The organism is Microbacterium sp. Beta (genome assembly GCF_005502545.1).
GTDB lineage: Bacteria > Actinomycetota > Actinomycetes > Actinomycetales > Microbacteriaceae > Microbacterium > Microbacterium oxydans.
The window spans coordinates 19,388-39,131 of record NZ_SCOG01000011.1 but is presented as its reverse complement, the minus strand read 5'-3'; the positions used below and the strand labels follow the sequence as shown (position 1 = coordinate 39,131).

Below are 19,744 nucleotides of genomic sequence, written 5' to 3'. Positions count from 1 at the left end.
CGACATCACGCCCTCCAGCACCCCGCGATGTGGTCGTCGACCATCCCACCCGACTGCATCAGGGCGTACATGGTGGTCGGCCCGACGAAACGGAACCCGCGACGGCGCAGTTCTTTGCTCAGAGCGGTCGATTCCGGTGTGACGGCCGGGACGTCGGCGAACGATGCCGGGCGCTCACCGGAGACCGCAGGAGCGAACGACCACATCAGCTCGTCGAACTCGCCATCGGCCATGCCACGGACGATGCGGGCGTTGCCGATCGTGGCCTCGATCTTCGCGCGGTTGCGGATGATGCCGGCATCCCCCATCAGACGTTCGACATCGGACTCGTCGAACTCCGAGACGATCTCGGGCACGAACCCCTCGAACACCTCCCGGAACCGCGGACGCTTGCGCAGGATCGTGATCCAGGAGAGCCCGGCCTGGAACCCCTCCAGCGCCATCTTCTCGAACAGCGCGCGGTCGCCGTGCAACGGCGTGCCCCACTCCTCGTCGTGGTAGCGGCGGTACTCGTCGTCGTCGCCCACCCAGGCGCAGCGGTCGCGGGCGTCGGGGCCCGTGAGAAGAGAGGTCATGCGCTCAGGCTATCCGCGGCGACCGACACCGGATGCCCTCGCGCCTCGCGGCTGCGAACGGCGAACGCTCAGGCGAAGGTGGCGGCGTCGATCACGAACCGGTACCGCACGTCGGAGGCCAGCACGCGCTCGTAGGCGGTGTTGATGTCGGAGGCGGGGATGACCTCGATCTCTGCCGCGATGCCGTGCTCGGCACAGAAGTCGAGCATCTCCTGCGTCTCGCCGATGCCGCCGATGTTGCTGCCGGCAAGCGAGCGCCGACCACCGATCAGCGACATCACGCCCACCTCCAGGGGTTCGCCGGGAGCGCCGACGCACACCATGGCTCCGCCGACGTCGAGCAGGCTCAGGTAGGAGCGCAGATCGATCACGGCGCTCACGGTGTTGAGGATCACATCGAACGATGAGCGCAGCTCGCGGAAGGTCTCCCGGTCGCTGGTGGCGCGATAGTGGTCGGCGCCGAGCCGCAGACCGTCGTCCTTCTTGCTCAGGGTCTGCGAGAGCACGGTCACCTCCGCGCCGAGAGCATGGGCGATCTGCACTCCCATGTGCCCGAGGCCGCCGAGCCCGACGACCGCGACGCGTGTGCCGGGTCCGACGTTCCAGTGCCGCAGCGGCGAATAGGTCGTGATGCCCGCGCACAGCAGCGGTGCGGCGACGTCCAGCGGCAGAGCGTCGGGGATGCGCAGCACGAAGGCCTCGGTCACGACCACCTGCTCGGAGTATCCGCCCTGGGTGACGGTGCCGTCGCGATCGATGCCGCCGTAGGTGAGCACGGCCCCCTGGGTGCAGAACTGCTCTTCACCGCGCAGACAGTTGCGGCACTCCCCGCAGGAGTTCACCAGGCATCCGACGCCGACACGATCGCCGACCGCATACCGGGCGACGGCCTCGCCGACCGCAGCGACCGTGCCGGTGATCTCGTGCCCGGGAGCGAGCGGATACTGCTGCGGACCCCAATCGCCGCGGACGGTGTGGATGTCCGAGTGGCAGATCCCGGCGAAGGCGATGTCGATCAGCACGTCGAGCGGGCCGAGTTCGCGTCGCTGGATGACGGTCTTCTCCAGCGGGGCTGCTTCACGGGGTGCGGCATAGGCGTTCACGGCAGGCATCTCGGACTCCTCGGATCGGGTACCTGCCGAGACTACCCAGCGCGGGAGGTGAATCAGCCGTGCCGCGCGAGTCGACGGTCGTCGAGAGGAGAGCGAGCCGCGGGCGGGTCAGCGCTGCTTCTTCTTGAGCGCCTTCTCCTGGATGGGGGCCTGTCCGCTCGCCTCGAGGTCGGCGTAGTACGCACGGGCCTCGTCCTGCCGCCGCTTCTCCAGGCCGCTCGCGATGGGAGCGCGCACGTGCTCGGGCTCGTAGCCGAACGCGTTCACGAGGTCGAGGGAGTACGGGCGCAGACGGGCGCACAGGCGGTCGATGTAGCTCGACACCGCCGCGCCGCGCTGCATCGACAGACGTCCGTGGATCAGATGCCAGGCGAGGTGCTTCTCGATGAGCTGCAGGCCGAACAGGTCGCGCAGCCAGGTGAGCACCTTCTTGGTGTCCTCGTCGTCGATCTGGTGCACGGCGTCGGTGAACGCCTCCCACTGCAGCAGCTCTCCGTGCGCACGGGCGGCCTCGATGAGCTCGGCCTGGTTCTCGTTGAACAGGCGAGCGCCGAGGGCCTTGTCCTTCGCACCGGGGCGGAGGCGCGAGGCGATGTCGGCCACCATCTGCTGCACACGTCCGGCGAGCAGATCGTGCTGCTGCTCCTCGCGCAGGCCCCGCTCGACCGATCGGCTCACCTGACCGAAGTCGGAGACGGCCTGACCGAGCTGACGCAGGCCCGCACCGTGGAACAGCTTGCCCGCGGTCATGCCCACGGCGAACTTGGCGAGGGCCGCCGCATCCTTGCCCTGGAACTGCTTCGCGTAGTCGGTCAGCAGACGCTTGCCCACCAGCTGCAGCAGCACGTTGTTGTCGCCCTCGAAGGTGACGTAGATGTCGAGGTCGGCACGAAGCCCGACCAGACGGTTCTCGAACATGAAGCCGGCACCGCCGGTGGCCTCTCGGGCCTCCTGGAGGGTGTCGAGCGCATGCCACGTCGACAGCGGCTTGAGGGCGGCGGCCAAGGTCTCCAGGTCTTCCCGGTCCGCCGGGGTGTCGGTCCGGCCGGAGAAGACACCGTCGAACTTCTGCAGGAACTCGTCGTGCGCGAAGATCTGCGCGTAGGTGGTCGCCAGGCGCGGCAGCAGACGGCGCTGGTGCTTGCCGTAGTCCATCAGCACCACCTCCTGCCCATCAGCACCGTCGAACTGACGGCGCTGGGTGGCGTAGGTGATCGCGATGTGCAGACCGAGGGCGGAGGCCCAGGATGCCGCGCCGTCGAGGGACACCCGCCCCTGCACGAGGGTGCCGAGCATCGTGAAGAAGCGGCGGCCAGGGCTGTCGATCGCACTGGAGTAGGTGCCGTCAGCCGCGACGTCGCCGTAGCGGTTGAGCAGGTTGGTCCGCGGGATCCGCACGTGGTCGAAGGAGAGGCGCCCGTTGTCGATGCCGTTGAGTCCGCCCTTGAGACCGTCGTCCTCGCGGCCGATGCCGGGGAGGTCCACCCCGTCCTCACCGCGCAGCGGCACATAGAAGCAGTGCACGCCGTGGTTCACGCCGTTCGTGATCAGCTGCGCGAAGACGGTCGCCGCTACGCCGTGCAGTGCGGCGTTTCCGAGGTACTCCTTCGTCGCCCCGCGGAACGGGGTGTTGATGACGAACTCCTCCGTCTCCGGGTCGTACGTGGCCGTGGTGCCGACCGCAGCGACGTCGGAGCCGTGGCCGATCTCGGTCATCGCGAAGGCACCGGGGATCGAGAGGTCCATCACTCCGGGGAGCCACTTCGCGTGGTGCTCCTCCGTACCCAGCTGCAGGATCGCCGATCCGAAGAGACCCCACTGCACACCCGACTTGATCTGCAGGCTGGGGTCGGCCACCACGAGCTCCTCGAAGCCCGCGATGTTCGCGCCGTTGTTCTCCTCGCCGCCGAGCGACTTCGGGAACGCGCGATGCACGGCCTTGTTCTCCACCAGCAGGTGCAGCTGGCTGAGCACGCGCTCGCGGTGCTCGTCCTTGCCGAGTTCGTCCTTGCGCCAGAACGCCGAGTCCTTGATCATCTCGCGGGCCTGACGACGCACGTCACCCCACGTGCCCATCAGGGCGTCGTTCACGCGGGCGACATCGAGACGCGGGGTGGCGTCAGCGTTGTCGGGGGAGGTGCGGGTCGTCTTCGGACGGACGGCGGCGTCGACCATGAGCGTTCCTCTCAGAGGGAAGTGGGAATACTGCCATGGTAGGTCTGCCACAACGGGAGTCCTACTGCCCTGTCCACTTCCTCCAATGCGCTGCGGGGGCATCTCCCCGCCGGCTTGTCGTCAGACCACAGTCCGGGCCGGCAGCGCATCTTCCGGCACGGTAGGCGGTGGCGCTCCTGCCTCCCGCCAACGCCGCTTCGTCCCCGCGCTCAGACGCGCCCACGTGCGATCGCGGATGAAGATCGCATCGATCGCGATCATCGTCAGCGAGAACCACGGCAGCCCCATCAGCACGGCGATGCCGATGTGGAACGACAGGATGCCCAGCAGTCCGATCAACCGCGTGGGACGGGTGAGCAGCATGAGCGGGAACGCCACTTGCAGAATGATCGAACCCCAGCTGGCGACGGTGACCATCGGTCCCCATGTCGTGACGAGGTCGCTCAGCACCGGCCAGGTGCCGAACCGGGCGGTCTGCAGCGGGTTGTAGACCGCATACCCCTCTTCCCACGGCGCGCCGCCCGCCTTGTAGAGAGCGCCGGAGGCGTAGACGAAGCAGACCTGTGCCGTGAGAGCCACGAGCGCCAGGTTGTGGAACATGGTTCCCAGCAGCGCCGGCTGGCTGTTCGGGGCGAACCACTCCCCCGACTTCGCCCGACGCCGGGCATCCAGCGACCAGCGCGCCGCCGGGTCGGCGAAGAACAGCAGCAGCAGGGCGATGCGGAACATGTTGTCGCCCTGATCGCCCACCATGTCGTTCGCCTCGATGAACCCCACCCAGAGGCAGAAGAAGATCGGCAGCACGATCCGGAAGCGCCACCCGAGCACGAACAGCACGGCGAGCACTCCGAGCAGAAGGTAGAGCGCCGTGTAGAGCGCATCGTTCCCCATCGCGGCATGGAACGCACTGAACACCCAGATCCTGGGGAAATCGCTCACCGGCTCCGCGAGCTCGCCGTTCCAGGCCGACCCCGATCCGAACGTGTAGAGCCGGGTGCTGAAGTTCGAGAACAGCAGGCCGATCGCGGTGAGTCCGAAGAGGATGCGCGTGACCGCGAGTCCGTAGAGCGCCTTCTTCCCATGGAAGAGCCAGTCGCCGACGAACGCCGAGATGCGGTCGATCGCCGACAGCACCATCGACCAGAGACCACCGATCATCGACGACACGAAGGTCAGCAGCCGTGTGACGAACGACCGCGGCGGCACGGTGCTCGCCGGAGCCGGTGCCGGGGCGGGTTCGCGAGGAGGGGTGGGCGGCGCGGACGCCGGGGCCGGAGCGGTGATGGTGCTCCGTGGCGCGGATTCCTTCTTCTTCGCGTCCTTCCGGCGGTCCGCGGTCTTGACCGGCGCGCTCACGGCTGGATCCTCTCGAACTGGCCGCGGAAGGTGTTCGCGAAGTTCTCGCGACTCTGCCCTTCCTCTTCTATGGGCAGACGCCATCCGGTCGTCGAGAAGGTCGGGTCGGGGCGCTGCGCGCCGGGGTCGTTGCGATCCTTGTAGGGGACCACGTTCTGGCGGCTCACGCGGTACTGCACCGCGACCACCGCATCCGCCCCCCAGATCGCGTAGGCCACCTGGGTCGCGTACGCGGTCGAGAGGTGCTCCTCGGCCATGTAGGCCTCGGTCGATGGATTGTCTTCACCCTGCAGTTCGTCGAAGGAGCGCACCATCCACTCCTCCCAGTCGTCCTTCATGAAGTCCAGGCCGATGACGGCCTGCTGGTCGGCGTTCAGCTTGTTGTAGGCGTTCATCTGTCCGCTCGCCACCTCACTCGACTGGATGCCGGCCCGAGGAGGGAAGAGGTTGTACCGGATCATCGAGAGCTCCACGTCGGTGGCGCTGACCCACCCGGTCTCGACCTGTTCGCCGTCCTTCTCGATGAGGGCGCGGACGTTGAAGTGATAGTCGCCGTTGATGGGCTCCGGTGCGAACACGCTCCAGGACTGACCGAACATCGGCAGCATGTACCCGGCGAGGACCTGCTGGGTGGGGATCTCCCGCAGTGCGGAGTATGGCGCTATCCACAGGAACGAGGCGCCGATGTGCCACAGCGTCAGGAGGCAGGCCGCGAAGGCGATGAGCTTCACCCACCACGTCGGCCGTGGCCGCGCGGCTGCCGAGGGTTCCGGCTCGACCGCCTCGGAACCTGCCGCGTCGGAGTGCGGTGCGGACTCGAGTCTGGTGCTCATTCACTTCCCTCCATACCGCCGAGGGGTCGGGACCGCCGTGGGGAAACGGTCCCGACCACTCAGCGTTCCTGCATCGCGATCACTCCGTACGGATCAGTCGCCGTCGGGATGTCGCGAGTCTCATCGTCCCCAGGCCGAGGACGAGGAGCAGTGCGGCCAGGGCGATCCAGCCGCCCTGCACCTGTCCACCGGTCGTGGCCAGGCCAGAGGCGACCACCTGGAACGAGGCCGATACGCTGCCCGAGGTCGCCCCGGTCAGTGTCACGGTGTGCGATCCGAGGTCGGTGGCGGTCGGCACGGTCCAGGTGAAGGTGACCGTGCCCTGCGCGTTCGCGACCTGGCTGCCCAGCGCGACCGGATCGGAGGCCATCACGCCGGTGACCTTCTCTCCGGGCTTGAAGCCGGTGCCGACGGCGGTCTGCTGCTGTCCGCGTTCCAGGACCGGCGACCGGAGGGCGATCGCGATGTTCCCGGTCGGGTCGGCTGCCGCGTCCGCCGAAGCGCTCGCGGTGGCGGATGCGGATGCCTCCGCGGTGGCTTCGGCCGAGGCGTCGGCCGCAGCCGATGCCGATGCCGTCGCCGACGAGGACGCGTTGGCCGCTGCGGCCGCAGAGGCGTTCGGGTCCTCATCGGCCGCAGCCGAGGCATCCGCCGCGCTCGTCGAGGTCGCATCGTTCTGCGCCGCCGCCTGAGCCGCCGCAGCCGCGGAGGCGTTCGCCGCCGTGGTGGCCGTGGTCGAGGCATCGGTGGAGGCATCGGTGGTCGCCGCCGCCTGAGCCGCTGCGTTGGCCGACACGTCGGCCGCAGCGGATGCCTGGCTGGTCGCGTCCGCGAGTGCCGCAGCCACTGCCGCGGCCTCAGCCGAGGCGTTGCTGTCGTCGTCAGCCTGGGCGGAGGCCGCTGCCGACGCGGACGCGTTGGTGTTGATCTCCGCCGACGCGTCAGCCGAGGCGACCGCGTCGGACGAGGCATCGGTCGAGGCGTTCGCGATCGCCGCCGCGCTCGCGTTCGCCGCAGCGCTCGTGCTGGCATCCGACGTCGCGGTGGCGTCAGCCGCCGTGTTCGTCGTGGCGTCGGCGAGGGCCGCGGCCTGGGCCGCGATGGCCGCGCCGGCGTTCGCCGCCGAGGTGGCATCAGCCGTCGCCGCCGTGGACGAGGTCGCCGTCGCCGCCGACTCCGATGCGGCGTCCGCTGCCGGGTCGGCCGCCGCCGAGCCCTGCGCTGTCGCATCCGCGAAGGCCGCTGCCTGCGCGGACGCTTCCGCGACGGCCGCGGTGGTGGCGTCGGCGTTCGCCGAAGCGGATGCCGAGGCAGCCGCGTTCGCGTTGGTCGAGGCTTCCGAGGATGCGTCGGTGGAGGAGTCGGAGGTCGCTGCGGACTCCGACGAGGCCGCGGAGTTCGCTTCCGCTGCCGCCGAGGCTGCGGCGTTCGCGTTCGTCGAGGCATCAGCCAGCGCCGCGGCCTGGGCGGCGACGGCCGCGGAGGCGTTGGCGGTCGATGTCGAGTCGGTCGACGCTGTCGTCGATGCCGTCGTCGTCGCCGCAGCCTCGGCGGCCGCGGTCGCGTCAGCGGTGGCGGCTGCCGATGCGGACGAGGTGGCATCGGCCAGAGCAGCCGCCTCCGCAGCGGCCTGGGCCGACGGGTCGCCGTCCGCGGTCGCGTCCGCCGAGGCCGACGCCGACGCGGCTGCGTTGGTGTTGACATCGGAGGGACCGCCGGGCGCCGTCACCTCGGTGGAGTCCGTCGCGGTGACGGCACCGGCGGTCGCGGTCAGCGTGTATCCGGTTCCGGGAGTGGTGCCCGCCGGTACGGGATAGTTCGCAGTGAAGGCTCCCGAAGCATCGGTCGTCGCCGTCACCGGGCCGCCGACGTTCGCGCCTCCGCCCGGAGCTGTCAGCTGCAGCGAGACCGAGGAGCTCACGGGCCATCCAGAGCCGGTCACGGCGAGGTTGCTGCCCGCCGGAACCTGGGCGGCCGCGTCGACCACGACGGGAGCCGCGGTGACCTCCGTCGTGTCCGTCGCCGTCTGCGCACCGACCGAGGCCGTGACCGTGTAGCCGGTGCCTGCCGGGGTGCCGGCCGGGACCGGGTAGTCGAGCGCGAAGCCGCCGAGCGCGCCGGTCGTGGCCGTGCGCGGGGTACCGACGGCCGCGCCGCCGGGTGCGCTCAGCTGCACCGAAACCTGCGTGTTCGCCGGCCAGTTCGCTCCGGTGACGGGCAGATCGTCCCCTGCCTGCACCGTCGCCGCCGCGTCGACCGTGGCCGCCGCAGTCACGGTGGTCGTGTCGGTCGCGGTCTGGGTGCCGACGGTCGCCGTCACCGTGTAGCCCGCGCCGGGCGTCGCGGAAGCCGGAACCGGGTAGTCGAGCGTGAACCCGCCAGACGCGTCGGTCGTGGCCGTCACCGGACCGCCGACGTTTCCGCCACCCGGCGCCGTCAACTGCACGGACACCTGCGTGCTCGCCGGCCAGTTCGTACCGGTCACCGGAAGGCTCGTGCCCGCCTGCACCGTGTCAGCGGCATCGACAGCCGCGGCGGCCGTGACCTCCGTGGTGTCGGTCGCCGTCTGGGTGCCGACGGTCGCCGTCACCGTGTAGCCCGCGCCGGGCGTGGCCGAAGCCGGAACCGGGTAGTCGAGCGTGAACCCGCCAGACGCGTCGGTCGTGGCCGTCACCGGACCACCGACGTTCCCGCCACCCGGCGCCGTCAACTGCACCGAGACCTGCGTGCTCGCCGGCCAGTTCGTACCGGTCACCGGAAGGCTCGTGCCCGCCTGCACCGTGTCAGCGGCATCGACAGCCGCGGCGGCCGTGACCTCCGTGGTGTCGATCGCCGTGACGGCACCTGCGGTCGCCGTGACGGTGTATGCCGCACCCGGAGCCGCAGAAGCGGGAACCGGGTAGTCGAGCGTGAAGTCACCCGAGGCGTTCGTGGTCGCCGTGACAGGGCCGCCGACGTTCGCGCCGCCGCCCGGAGCTGTCAGCTGCACGGACACCTGGGTGTTCCCCGGCCAGTTCGATCCCGTGACCGGAAGGCTGGTGCCCGCCTGCACGGTGGCTGCGGCATCGACGGCGGCCACGGGGGCGTCCGTCACCTCGGTGGTGTCGGTCGCCGTCTGCGTGCCCACCGATGCCGTCACCGTGTAGCCGGTGGCCGCGGGTGTGCCGGCCGGAACCGGGTAGGCGACCGTGAAGGTGCCGGAACCGTCGGTGGTGACCAGTACGGGGCCGCCGACGTTCGGGCCGGAAGCCGGAGCCGACAGCTGCACCGAGACCTGGGTGTTCGCAGGCCAGTTGGCACCGGAGACCGCGAGATCCGTCCCCGCCTGCACGGCGGGGGCGGCATCGACCGTCGCCGCGGCCGTCACCTCGGTCGTATCCGTCGCCGAGACGGCACCTGCCGTCGCGGTGACCGTGTACCCGGTGCCCACCGTCGTCGCGGTCGGGACGAAGTAATCGACCGTGAATGCACCGTTGCCGTCGGTCGTGACCGGAACAGGGTCGTTCACGATCCCCCCGCCGGGTGCGGTCACCTGCACGGAGACCTGCGTGTTCGCGGGCCAGCCGGAGCCGGTCACGGGCAGGTTCGTCCCCGCCTGGACGGTCGGGGCCGCGTCGATAGCCGCCACAGCTGCCGCGGCAGCCTTGACCGTCGAGGAACCGAGGTCGAGAGCGACCCCGCCTCCGACGGCCGGGAGCAGGTTCACTCCGAGCGCACGCACCGTGAAGCTGCCGCCCGGGATGTCTCCCGTCGCCGGCTGCTCGTTGACGGTGATGGTCGCGATGTCCGACAGCACGCCCTGGAGCACGGGATCGAGCGTCGTCAGCACGGGACCCGTGAGAGTGGCGAGTGCCGGCTGCACGAGCGGGATCACGCTGGTCAACGCGGTGTTCACGAGCGGACCCGTCGTCGTGGCGACCGCATTCGTCACCGTCGCGACCACCGGGTTCAGGAGCACGCCGATGTTGAGGCCGGCCAGGGTGATGTCGGTCGCGACCGTGGGAACGGGAGTGGCGGTGCCGGCGAACTGCGCCAGTGAACCCTTGACCGTGACGTCGCCCGACACGAGCGGCGTCCCGGTGAGCGGCACCGTGAGGTCGACGCCGACCGTGATCGTCACCTGGAGGGCGTCGAGCGTCGACTTCAGGATCGTGGAGACCTTGCCGTTCAGGCTGTTCGGGTGCGTGCCCGTGAGTGCGGAGGTGATCCCCTGCTGGATGGCGGAGATCGTCGTGGCGGAGAGCACCGGGGTGTTCGCCGGCAGTGTGTTGAGGTTCGCGCCCGCGCCGGTCTCGACGAGGATCTTGGCGAGATCGACCGAGACCGTGCCGGTGCTCAGGTCGACGAGAACCGAACCGGTCGTGTTCTCGACCGGGGTCTGCAGCACCTGCGTCGTCACGGTCTGCCCGACCGTGTCGAGCCCCGCGATCGAGACGGTGCCCCCTGTCGCGGTGAAGGCGGCGACGAGCGGCACATCGGGGATCGCGTTGATCGTGTTGACGATCGTGGTGGTGAGAGCGGTCAGCGCGCCGCCGGGACCGGCCAGGTTGCTCACGGGAGTGACGGTGCCCTGGATCGCGGAGGCGAGGGTGCCGGAGAGCCCGGCGACCAGGTTGCTGTGCAGATCGAGGTTCAGGTCGGCGATGCGGTACTCGGACGTCACCGTTCCCGCGTTCGACTCGGCACGCGACGCGAGGACGCCGATGCCGATGGAGGCCTGGTCGAGGACCGCATCGGTCAGACCCGCCACGGCGAGCTGGTCGAAGAGGTCTGTGAGCTCGAGGGTGCCGGGGTTCACGCTGCCGTCGATGGCGCCGGTGTCGACAGCCCCACCCGAGGTGATCGTGCCCGACGAGGCGATCGACTGGGTCTGCGTCGGCGAGGAGCTGAAGCTCTGCGCAGCGCCCAGGTCGCCGAGCCGCAGCAGACCCGGCGTGGTGCCGTCGGTCAGCAGCGGCACGTTGAGGGTGCCCACGTCGATGTTGAGCGCCTCGAGCAGTCCGAGGTTCAGTCCGCCGAGCTCCGAGCCAGGGGCGGCCGGGTTGCTCGTCAGCGTGTGACCGAGCGCGGCGATGTCGAGTCCGCCGAGCAGTGCGGCCGGCAGCTGGATGATCTGCCCCTGCGCGACGGACGGATCGTTCGGATTCGCCGCGTCCAGCGCATTCGCCGCTGTCGGCACCAGTGCACTTGCGAGGATCACCGCGCCGACGGTGACGCCGGCGATGCTTCCTCCTGCTGCTCTGCGTCGCCGCAGAGTCCTCTCCTGCAATTCCATTCGCTACTCCCGTGTGATGCGATCTTCCGCGTCACATGGCCCCCCACGGGTCGACGTCAGTCGGCCGAGCGATGTTGAGGACAGTTCTACGGGATACGGGACGCGTTGTCCAGCATTCGTCCAGAGAACTTTTCAGCCATCGTCATCGTCCGAGACACTTCGCCATCGGCCGACATCGGACCCGCGATCGAGGGTTCGCCGACACGACGAAACGCCCCGCGGCCGAAGCCGTCGAGGCGTTTCGCGAATGCCCTCGGGTGTTACAGCGAGAGCCCGTGACCGAAGCGGAACAGCGGGTCGGTCGTGTCGAACGGGACGTCGGGACGCGAGGCCTCGACAGCCGCCATCGAGCGCGGCAGGTCGAAGGGCAGTCGACCCTGCGCGGGGAACGCACCGCTGAGCACGTCCAGCAGCGCCGTCCCGGAAGCGCCCCAGTTCACCGTGATCGCAGCCGCCACCTCGGCGAGCGGCGTCAGGATCGGCGGGCGATCGGCGAGCACGTCGACCACTGTGGGCACGACGGCCGCGACCTCGCCGACATGGGCGATCACGTCATCCGGGAAGTCGAGGGAACCGGCGTGGAAGAAGTTCTCGAACATGGTCGCGCGCTCCTCGAACGGAGCCTGCAGCCGGATGATCGCCAGATCGGCTTCCGACGGCGTCTCGACGACGTCGGCGAACTTTTCAGCCACGGCGACGTCGATGCCCTCGACGTAGAGCTTCGCCCCTCGGGCGAAGGGCAGCGCGCCGTCGTTCGCGAGCACTGTGATCGACGCACGCTGGGCATCCTCCCCCGCGGCACGGAAGTCGGCACGACCCACGATCTCGTCGGCGGCGTCCTCGTCGACGTAAGGGTTCTCGAACAGTCCGAGCTCGAACTTCTCGCGCAGGATGCGTCGTGCGGAGATGTCCAGCCGGGCCTCGGTGATCTCGCCGTCGGCGACGAGCTCGAGCAGCAGCTCCGGGTTCGCCTCGCCGCCGAACTGATCGGCGCCCGCATCGAGCACCTTCTTCATCCGCTCGCGAGGGGTGAGATCTTCCACACCCCAGGCACGCGCAGGGAACGGCTGCCCGAATATCTCGGAATCGCTGATCAGACCCCAGTCCGTGCACACCAGACCGTCGAAGCCGTAGCGCTCGCGGAGCAGACCCGTGATCACCGACTTGTTGAAGCCGAAACCCACCTCCTCGTACTCCGTGCCGACGGGCATCCCGTAATACGGCATCATCTGCCGGGTACCCGCGGCGAGCGCGTCTTCGAACGGCTTCAGGTGAAGCTCGAACTCGCCGCCAGGATAGACCTGCTCGCGGCCGTACGGGAAGTGCGGATCCTCGCCGTCCTTCTGGGGGCCGCCGCCGGGGAAGTGCTTCGTCATGGTCGATACCGAGCCAGGCCCGAACGACTTCCCCTGGAAGCCGCGGATGTAGGCCGCGCCGAGCTTTCCCGACAGCTCGGCGTCTTCGCCGAACGTCGCCGTCTGGCGCGCCCAGCGCGGCTCGGTCGCGAGGTCGACCTGCGGGTGCAGTGCCACGCGCAGACCGACGGCCGTGTACTCCTGGCGGGCGATGTCGGCGAAGCGCTCGACGAGCTCCTCGTCGCGGGTGGCCGCGAGGCCGAGCGTCTCCGGCCACTGCGAGAAGGGCCCTGCCAGGATCGACGCTCCCGGATTCTCGCTGAACGAGTGCCGGGGGTCGGTGGAGAGCGTGACCGGGATTCCGAGGCGCGTGGACGCCGCGAGCTGCTGCAGGGCGTTCTGCCACGCGGCGATCTCCCGGCCGGTGGGCGCGGCGCCCAGCAGGTTGAAGTGCGTCATCTGCTTGGACTCGAGGAACTCGCGGGCCGACGGCGTCGCGAACACCGGGTTGGGCTCCTCGAGGTCGCCGATCGCGATCATGGTGTGGAAGAAGAGCCCTGCCTTCTCCTCGATGGTCATGGCATCGAGCAGCAGCTGCACCCGCTCGTCGACCGAGAGGTCGGTGTCGAGCCAGGGGCGCGCGATGGTGGTCTCTGTCATGGTCACTTGACTCCCTTGATGCGGTAGACGAGCACGGCACCGGCCAGCGCGACGACCGCACCGAACAGGTACCACGTGGTGTAGCCGCCCAGCGGCGTGGCCGCCCCGATGGCGATGATGCCCGGCGCGATCGCGGGGGCGATCGACTGCGGCAGCGCGTTGGCGATGTTCAGCACCCCGAGGTCCTTCGCCACGTCGTCCGGGTTGGGCAGCACCTCGGTGGCGAGGGCGAGGTCGACCGAGAGGAACGATCCGGCCCCGAGCCCGATGATGGCCTGGGCGATGATGACGGTCGTGACATCGGGGGCGATGGCGAGGATGACCAGACCGACCACCATGATCACACCGGCGACGGCGACGAAGGGACGGCGCTTGCCGATCTTGTCGGAGAGGAAGCCGCCGAGCGGGGAGGAGATCGCCATCGCCGCCATCGAGGCGAGATTGGCCGCGAGGATGACGCCCACCGCACCCTGCTCGTCGAGGCCGAACTTGGTGACGAGGTACAGCGGCAGGAAGGTGGCGATGCCGGCATAGCCGAACATCACGAAGAACTTGGTGAGCCAGGTCCAGCCGAAGTCGGGGTGCTTGCGCGGGTTGAACACGAACGAGCCGAAGAACATCCCGATCGTGAACTTCTCGGCGGGCTTCTCGGAGAGGCGGCGGTCCTTCAGGATCAGGACGAAGACGACCACCAGGATCAGCGCGATCACGCCGGGCACGACGAAGCGCTCGAAATCGCCGGGCAGGAAGTTCACCAGGAAGCTGCCGGCGAGGATGCCGATCGGGGTGGTGATACCGATGATGCCGGACACCTTGCCGCGGCTCGTGACCGGCACCTGGTCGGGCAGGGTCGCGTTCGCCGCCGCGAGCACGGCGTTCATCGCGGTCTGCACGAGGCACCAGGCGAGCAGGACCATCCAGACGGAGTTTGCCGAGCCGATGAGGAAGAACCCGCCGAGGCCGACGACGGCGCCACCCAGGATCCACGGACGACGCATGCCCCAGCGCGAGGTCGTACGGTCGGAGAGCCTGCCGACGAGCGGGTTCGCAACGAGGGCGAAGATCGCACCCACGCCCATCACGAGTCCGAGGCTTCCCTCGGTGTTGACGGGGTCGATGTGCTGGATCTTGAACGCCATCGACACCATCACCGGGGTGAGAAGCGCCAGGAAGACACCGAAGTTCACCGCGGCGAGGCCGGGGGTGTAACCGCGCGGGGTCTTGAGCGGCGTGGTCCCCGGGGCCTTGAATCCCGTGGTGCCCACCGCGGCCGCATTGGCGGCGGATGACAGCTCTGTCATGACAGTCCTTTCGATTCACCGCACATCTTCGGGCGATGCGGTTCTGGCATGACAGTACACCAATCTCGACCGGTTGGTAAGTCAAACCAGACCGATTGGTAATGAGCGAGGATAGAGTGATGACGGAGGATGCGATGACGATGACGGCGACCGGCACCCGTCACTCGCGCGCCGTCGCGACGAGGCAGCGCATCCTCACCGCCGCGCACGATCTGTTCGTGACCCGCGGTTACCGATCCACGTCGCTGCGCGACATCGCCGCAGCCGCCTCCGTCAGCCACCCGGGGCTCCTCGGGCACTTCGCCTCGAAGGACGATCTGCTCGGAGAGGTGGTCGCCGGGCTCGAAGCCGAGAACGAGTCCGTGTTCAGCGCGATCTCGGCCGCATCCGAACCGGGCGAGCTGGTCTTCGCCGGCATCGCCGAGCGCAATGCGCGCACCGCCGGCTACCTCGAGCTGTTCGCGGCCCTCACCGGGGAGGCCTCGGCGCCGGACCACCCCGCGCACGAGCGGATGCGCGAGCGCTACTGCCGGATCCGCGCACTCAGCAACGACGTGCTCGAGGATGCCCAGTACCACGGGGTGGTCGCCGCCGACCGCGATGTCGACGGCGAGGCCGTCCGGCACACGGCGGGGTGGGACGGGCTGCAGCTGCTCTCGCAGTACCTGCCCGCTCGGGTGGACGTCGTCGAGATGCTCGAGGAGCGCGAGAACCTGTGGGCGCTGCCGCACGCGTGGCGGGACCTTGACGACGAATCCTCATCCGGGTCCGCGACTCCTGCCGGTCCCCTCCCGCGACTGCGCGCCACCACAGTCGCCGAGGCCGACCCCGGCTACGCGGTCGGCCGCCGCAGGCGCGCACAGATCGTCTCCGATGCGATGCGCCTGTTCGCCCGCGACGGCTACGGCGACACCAGCCTGCAGGACATCGCCACCGCGGTCGGAGTGTCGAAGTCGACGCTGCTGCACCACTACGCGTCGAAGGAGCTGCTACTGAGCGCCGTGCTCACGGAACGCGACAGCGCCATCAACGAGAACCAGATGTTCACGAGCACCGCGTCGGCTGCCACGGTGCTCCGCAGCATTCCCGAGGGCGCGGCGCTCAGCGCACGGGACGAACCGGGACTGATCGAGGTCTACGCGGTGCTGTCGTGCGAGGCCGTCCCCGTCGCACACCCCGCACACGACTACTTCACGATGCGGTTCGCGAACGCCCTCGACTACTTCGCTGAGCTCTTCCGCCTCGCCCAGGTCGACGGCGACCTGCCAGCGCACCGCGATCCCGTGCACGAGGCCACCTGGCTCATCGCGATGTGGGACGGGCTGCAGTACCAGTGGCTGTACGACCGCGACAGGGTCGACATCGCCACGCACCTGCGGGCTCATCTCGACGACGTGCTGCCTCCGCGCTGAGACGGCGCTGCGCTGAGACGATGCCGCGCGGAGACGACGCCGCGCGGAGACGACGCCGCGCGGATCAGCGCAGACGGACGGCGTAGCGCAGATGCGTCGTCTGCGGGGAATCCTCCGCGCCCACCAGGTCGAGCGAGAGGCGTTCCCCGTCCACACCGTCGAACAGGCGCACTCCTGCCCCGAACAGCACAGGTGAGAGAGCGATGTGGAACTCGTCGACCAGACCGGCATTGAGGAACTGGACGATCGTCTCACCGCCGCCCGAGATGCGGACGTCGAGGTCGCCGGCAGCAGCGCGCGCCTGGTCGAGCGCCGACTCGATGCCGTCGTTCACGAAGTGGAACGTGGTGCCGCCGCGGCGCTCCCACGGCTCGCGCTCCTCGTGGGTGACGACGAAGACCGGCGTATGGAACGGCGGGTCCTCCGGCCACGCGTGCTCGCCGGCGTCGAACATCCGCTTCCCCATCACACTCGCCCCGGTGCGCTCGAACGTCTCGCGCACGATGTCGTTGTCGCGTCCCTCGTCCCCACCTTCGCCCAGGTGCAGATTCTCGCGGAAGGACCGCTGCCGGAACACCCACTTCTGCAGCTCCATCCACTGCCGACCCATCAACTCGTCCGGCGACTCGGGGGCGATGAACCCGTCGAGAGACATCGAGACGCTGAAGAACACTGCTCCGGCCATCAGCGCTCCCCTCGCGCGATCGCCATCTCCGCGACGTGGACGGCGAGGTTGTCCAGTGTCTGCCGGCCACCCTCGAGTGCGCCATGTCGCTCGATCGCCCGGTCGCGCAGTTCCGGTGTGGGGAACACCGTGCGCATCTCGATGCGGGTCCGATCGCCGTCCGGCACGAACGTGAGGTGTGATTCGAATGCCTCAGGATCGTCGCGGTGCTCACCATGGAGCATCACGATCCGCTCCGGCGCGACGATGTCGGTCCACACGATCCACTCCGGGTAGTCGGTGCCGTCCGGTCCGTGCATCACGAACTCCCATTCGCCCCCGACACGGAACTCGAACGATCGCGTCGTCGTGGTGAAACCGTCGGGGCCCCACCACCTCGAGAGGTGCTGCACCGTGGTGAACGCCTCGAACACCAGCGCCGGCGCGGCGTCGATCACGCGCGAGATCACGATCTCGCGATCAATCGTCGTATCCATCCACTACTCCTGCCTTCTTTCCGCTTTCAGGTCCTGCACGTAGGCGTCGAGCCGGTCGAAGCTCTCGTTCCAGAACTGCTCGAAGCCGCCCGTCCACTCATGGACGGCCCGGAGCCCCGTGGCGTCGAGCCCGTAGACCCGCTGCTTGCCCTCCCGGCGGTCGCGCACGAGACCGACCTCGCGCAGCACACGCAGGTGCTTGGAGGCACCCGGCTGAGTCATCCCCAGCACCTCGGACACCTCGATCACGGGGCGGTCGCCACTGCGCAGCAGCGTCAGGATGTCCCGGCGTCGCGGTTCGGCGATCGCGTTGAAGACATCGGATGTGGTTGCCGCTCGCGCCATGTGATCAACATATACCCATATGGGCAAGTGTTCAAGACGCCACGATCCGGAGTACGCCCGAAGGCGAGGCGTCGGGCGTCGGCGTCAGGCGCCGGCGATCACCGCGAGCACGCCTTCGCCGTACGCCTCGCGCTTCTTCGCACCGATGCCGGTGATGCCGTCGAGGTCGGCGAGAGCAGCAGGGCGGTGCTCCGCGAGCGCGCGCAGCGTCGCGTCACCGAACACGATGTACGCGGGCACGCCCTGCTCGCGAGCGGTCTCAGCACGCCATGCACGCAGTGCCTCGAACAGTGGCCGATCCCCCGCGTCCAGGGCATCGGCGGCGCTGGCCTTGCGGGCGCGGCCCGACGAGGTCGGACGCCCGATCGTGTCCTTGCGCAGGGGCACAGCGGTCTCACCACGCAGTACTCCTGCCGCCTGCTCACCGGGCGCGAGGGTGCCGTAGTCACCCTGCGCGACGAGAATGCCGCGGGCCAGGAGCTGACGGACGACGCTGCGCCAATCCTGATCCGAGAGATCGCTGCCGATGCCGTAGGTCGCGAGCTTGTCGTGATCCTGCTGCCTGATGCGCTCTGTCGAGGCCCCGCGGAGGATGTCGATCAGGTGCCCGGCGCCGAACGCCTGATTGCGCTCGCGCTTCAACCGCACGATCGTCGACAGCAGCTTCTGTGCTGGGACGAGCCCGTCGAACGTCTCGGTGTCGTCGAGGCAGGTGTCGCAGTTGCCGCACGGCTGCGACTCCTGGCCGAAGTAGCCGAGCAGGTTCTGCCGACGACACTCCACGGTCTCGCACAGCGCGAGCATGGCGTCGAGGTGCTGCCCCATGCGCATCTTGAAGGTGCGATCACCGGGACTCTGGTCGATGAGCCTGCGCTGCTGCACGACGTCGCCGAGCCCGTAAGCCATCCAGGCCACCGAGGGCTCGCCGTCTCGACCGGCGCGCCCGGTCTCCTGGTAATAGCCCTCCACGGACTTCGGCAGATCGATGTGCGCGACGAAGCGCACATCCGGCTTGTCGATGCCCATCCCGAATGCGATGGTGGCGACCATGACGACGCCGTCCTCGCGGAGGAAGCGCGCCTGGTTCGCGGCGCGCACCTCGCCGGGCAGACCCGCGTGGTATGGCAGGGCGTCGAACCCCTGGGCGGCGAGATAGGTAGCCGTCTGCTCGACCGACTTCCGGCTGAGCGCGTACACGATGCCCGCCGCGCCCTCCGGCTGCGAGCGGATGAACTGGACGAGCTGCTTGCGCGGATCGACCTTCGGCACGATGCGGTACTGGATGTTCGGGCGGTCGAAGCTCGCCACGAAGTGCGCTGCGCCGTCGAGGTGCAGGCGCTCGGTGATCTCCTTGTGCGTCGCCGCGGTGGCCGTCGCCGTGAGAGCCATGCGCGGCACCCCGGGGAACCGCTCGCCCAGGTCGCCGAGGGTCAGGTAGTCGGGGCGGAAGTCATGACCCCACTGCGACACACAGTGCGCCTCGTCGATCGCGATCACGCTGAGCGTTCCGCGCTGGAGCAGCGCCGTGGTCTGAGAGTTGGAGAGACGCTCGGGCGCCACGTAGATGAGGTCGAGCTCGCCGGCGACATAGGCCCGTTCCACCTCGCGACGCTCGTCGATAGCCTGGGTGGAGTTGAGATAGGCGGCCTTCACGCCGTTGGCGCGCAGCGCATCGACCTGGTCGTGCATGAGCGCGATGAGCGGGCTGATGACGAGACCCGTGCCCTCGCGCACCAGCGCGGGCACCTGGTACGTGATGCTCTTTCCGCCTCCGGTCGGCATCAGCACCACGGCGTCTCCGCCCGCGATGACCTGTTCGACGATCTCGGCCTGGTCGCCGCGGAAGTCGTCGTATCCGAACACCGTGTGCAGCGCGTCGCGCGCCGTGGCATAGCGGCTCGGCGTCGCGCGGCGCTCGACGGGCGGGCGCACGGTACTAGAAGAGGTGGTGGAAGACGTGGCGCTAGAGGTGACCGGCGTGACCGGACCCTGACCCCAGTCCAGCGGCGGCTCGAACCCGGCCCCCTGCGGCTCCCAGTCCATCGGCTCCGGCGGGTAGGAAGACTCCCAGCCGTCGTCGTAGGGCTCGTCGGCGTACGGCAGATCCGCGTACGGGTCACGGGGAGTCTGCGGCATCCCTCCAGCGTAACGACCCCCGCCGACGGCAGCTGCGTGTCATCCACA

The 19,744-nt window shown here is 69.1% G+C and carries 13 protein-coding genes; 1 reads left to right on the top strand and 12 read right to left on the bottom strand.

Features of this window, described 5'->3' with window-relative positions; genetic code table 11:
- Window positions 1-5 precede the first annotated feature (5 nt).
- The 8 genes from FFS56_RS12260 to FFS56_RS12225 all read right to left on the bottom strand — a co-directional run bounded on the left by FFS56_RS12260 (window position 6) and on the right by FFS56_RS12225 (window position 14,642).
- Window positions 6-575, bottom strand: coding sequence for a DNA-3-methyladenine glycosylase I (locus tag FFS56_RS12260; protein WP_046746634.1), 570 nt, complete (start codon window positions 573-575; stop codon window positions 6-8).
- A 68-nt stretch (window positions 576-643) separates the two neighbouring features.
- Complete coding sequence (locus FFS56_RS12255; RefSeq protein WP_127011735.1) at window positions 644-1,687, bottom strand: NAD(P)-dependent alcohol dehydrogenase; 1,044 nt, start codon at window positions 1,685-1,687, stop codon at window positions 644-646.
- A gap of 108 nt (window positions 1,688-1,795) precedes the next feature.
- A complete protein-coding gene (locus FFS56_RS12250; protein ID WP_046746632.1) occupies window positions 1,796-3,862 on the bottom strand; it encodes an acyl-CoA dehydrogenase in 2,067 nt (688 codons plus the stop codon).
- 120 nt (window positions 3,863-3,982) lie between these two features.
- Window positions 3,983-5,218 (bottom strand): HTTM domain-containing protein, encoded by a 1,236-nt coding sequence (locus FFS56_RS12245; RefSeq protein WP_127011734.1) that lies wholly within the window; start codon window positions 5,216-5,218, stop codon window positions 3,983-3,985.
- On the bottom strand, window positions 5,215-6,051 hold the full coding sequence (locus tag FFS56_RS12240) for a DUF5819 family protein (protein WP_127011733.1): 837 nt from the start codon (window positions 6,049-6,051) through the stop codon (window positions 5,215-5,217). Before FFS56_RS12240 ends, FFS56_RS12245 begins: the two co-directional genes overlap by 4 nt.
- Before the next feature lie 79 nt (window positions 6,052-6,130).
- A complete protein-coding gene (locus FFS56_RS12235) occupies window positions 6,131-11,326 on the bottom strand; it encodes a choice-of-anchor G family protein (protein ID WP_127011732.1) in 5,196 nt (1,731 codons plus the stop codon).
- A 260-nt stretch (window positions 11,327-11,586) separates the two neighbouring features.
- Complete coding sequence (locus FFS56_RS12230) at window positions 11,587-13,341, bottom strand: glycoside hydrolase family 3 N-terminal domain-containing protein (RefSeq protein ID WP_127011731.1); 1,755 nt, start codon at window positions 13,339-13,341, stop codon at window positions 11,587-11,589.
- 2 nt (window positions 13,342-13,343) lie between these two features.
- A complete protein-coding gene (locus tag FFS56_RS12225) occupies window positions 13,344-14,642 on the bottom strand; it encodes an MFS transporter (protein ID WP_127011730.1) in 1,299 nt (432 codons plus the stop codon).
- Window positions 14,643-14,761: 119 nt separating this feature from the next.
- Between FFS56_RS12225 and FFS56_RS12220 the strand changes: the two genes are divergently transcribed.
- A complete protein-coding gene (locus FFS56_RS12220; RefSeq protein WP_233437376.1) occupies window positions 14,762-16,054 on the top strand; it encodes a TetR/AcrR family transcriptional regulator in 1,293 nt (430 codons plus the stop codon).
- A gap of 64 nt (window positions 16,055-16,118) precedes the next feature.
- Here FFS56_RS12220 and FFS56_RS12215 read toward each other — a convergent pair whose 3' ends face one another.
- The 4 genes from FFS56_RS12215 to recQ all read right to left on the bottom strand — a co-directional run bounded on the left by FFS56_RS12215 (window position 16,119) and on the right by recQ (window position 19,696).
- On the bottom strand, window positions 16,119-16,739 hold the full coding sequence (locus FFS56_RS12215) for a dihydrofolate reductase family protein (RefSeq protein ID WP_127011729.1): 621 nt from the start codon (window positions 16,737-16,739) through the stop codon (window positions 16,119-16,121).
- Window positions 16,739-17,215, bottom strand: a complete 477-nt coding sequence (locus tag FFS56_RS12210; protein WP_127011728.1) for an SRPBCC family protein — start codon at window positions 17,213-17,215, stop codon at window positions 16,739-16,741. The genes FFS56_RS12215 and FFS56_RS12210 overlap by 1 nt, the downstream gene beginning before the upstream one ends.
- Before the next feature lie 3 nt (window positions 17,216-17,218).
- Complete coding sequence (locus FFS56_RS12205) at window positions 17,219-17,560, bottom strand: metalloregulator ArsR/SmtB family transcription factor (protein ID WP_137772136.1); 342 nt, start codon at window positions 17,558-17,560, stop codon at window positions 17,219-17,221.
- A gap of 84 nt (window positions 17,561-17,644) precedes the next feature.
- Window positions 17,645-19,696 (bottom strand): DNA helicase RecQ, encoded by a 2,052-nt coding sequence (gene recQ, locus FFS56_RS12200; RefSeq protein ID WP_127011727.1) that lies wholly within the window; start codon window positions 19,694-19,696, stop codon window positions 17,645-17,647.
- Window positions 19,697-19,744 lie beyond the last annotated feature (48 nt).

Excerpts from the sequence above, each read along its gene's own strand:
- FFS56_RS12215 (WP_127011729.1), bottom strand. The coding sequence starts at position 16,739 with ATGGCCGGAGCAGTGTTCTTCAGCGTCTCGATGTCTCTCGACGGGTTC.
- FFS56_RS12225 (WP_127011730.1), bottom strand. The coding sequence starts at position 14,642 with ATGACAGAGCTGTCATCCGCCGCCAATGCGGCCGCGGTGGGCACCACG.
- FFS56_RS12240 (WP_127011733.1), bottom strand. The coding sequence starts at position 6,051 with ATGAGCACCAGACTCGAGTCCGCACCGCACTCCGACGCGGCAGGTTCC.
- FFS56_RS12220 (WP_233437376.1), top strand. The coding sequence starts at position 14,762 with ATGACGGAGGATGCGATGACGATGACGGCGACCGGCACCCGTCACTCG.
- FFS56_RS12260 (WP_046746634.1), bottom strand. The coding sequence starts at position 575 with ATGACCTCTCTTCTCACGGGCCCCGACGCCCGCGACCGCTGCGCCTGG.
- FFS56_RS12255 (WP_127011735.1), bottom strand. The coding sequence starts at position 1,687 with ATGCCTGCCGTGAACGCCTATGCCGCACCCCGTGAAGCAGCCCCGCTG.
- FFS56_RS12205 (WP_137772136.1), bottom strand. The coding sequence starts at position 17,560 with ATGGCGCGAGCGGCAACCACATCCGATGTCTTCAACGCGATCGCCGAA.
- FFS56_RS12250 (WP_046746632.1), bottom strand. The coding sequence starts at position 3,862 with ATGGTCGACGCCGCCGTCCGTCCGAAGACGACCCGCACCTCCCCCGAC.
- FFS56_RS12235 (WP_127011732.1), bottom strand. The coding sequence starts at position 11,326 with ATGGAATTGCAGGAGAGGACTCTGCGGCGACGCAGAGCAGCAGGAGGA.
- FFS56_RS12230 (WP_127011731.1), bottom strand. The coding sequence starts at position 13,341 with ATGACAGAGACCACCATCGCGCGCCCCTGGCTCGACACCGACCTCTCG.
- recQ (WP_127011727.1), bottom strand. The coding sequence starts at position 19,696 with ATGCCGCAGACTCCCCGTGACCCGTACGCGGATCTGCCGTACGCCGAC.
- FFS56_RS12210 (WP_127011728.1), bottom strand. The coding sequence starts at position 17,215 with ATGGATACGACGATTGATCGCGAGATCGTGATCTCGCGCGTGATCGAC.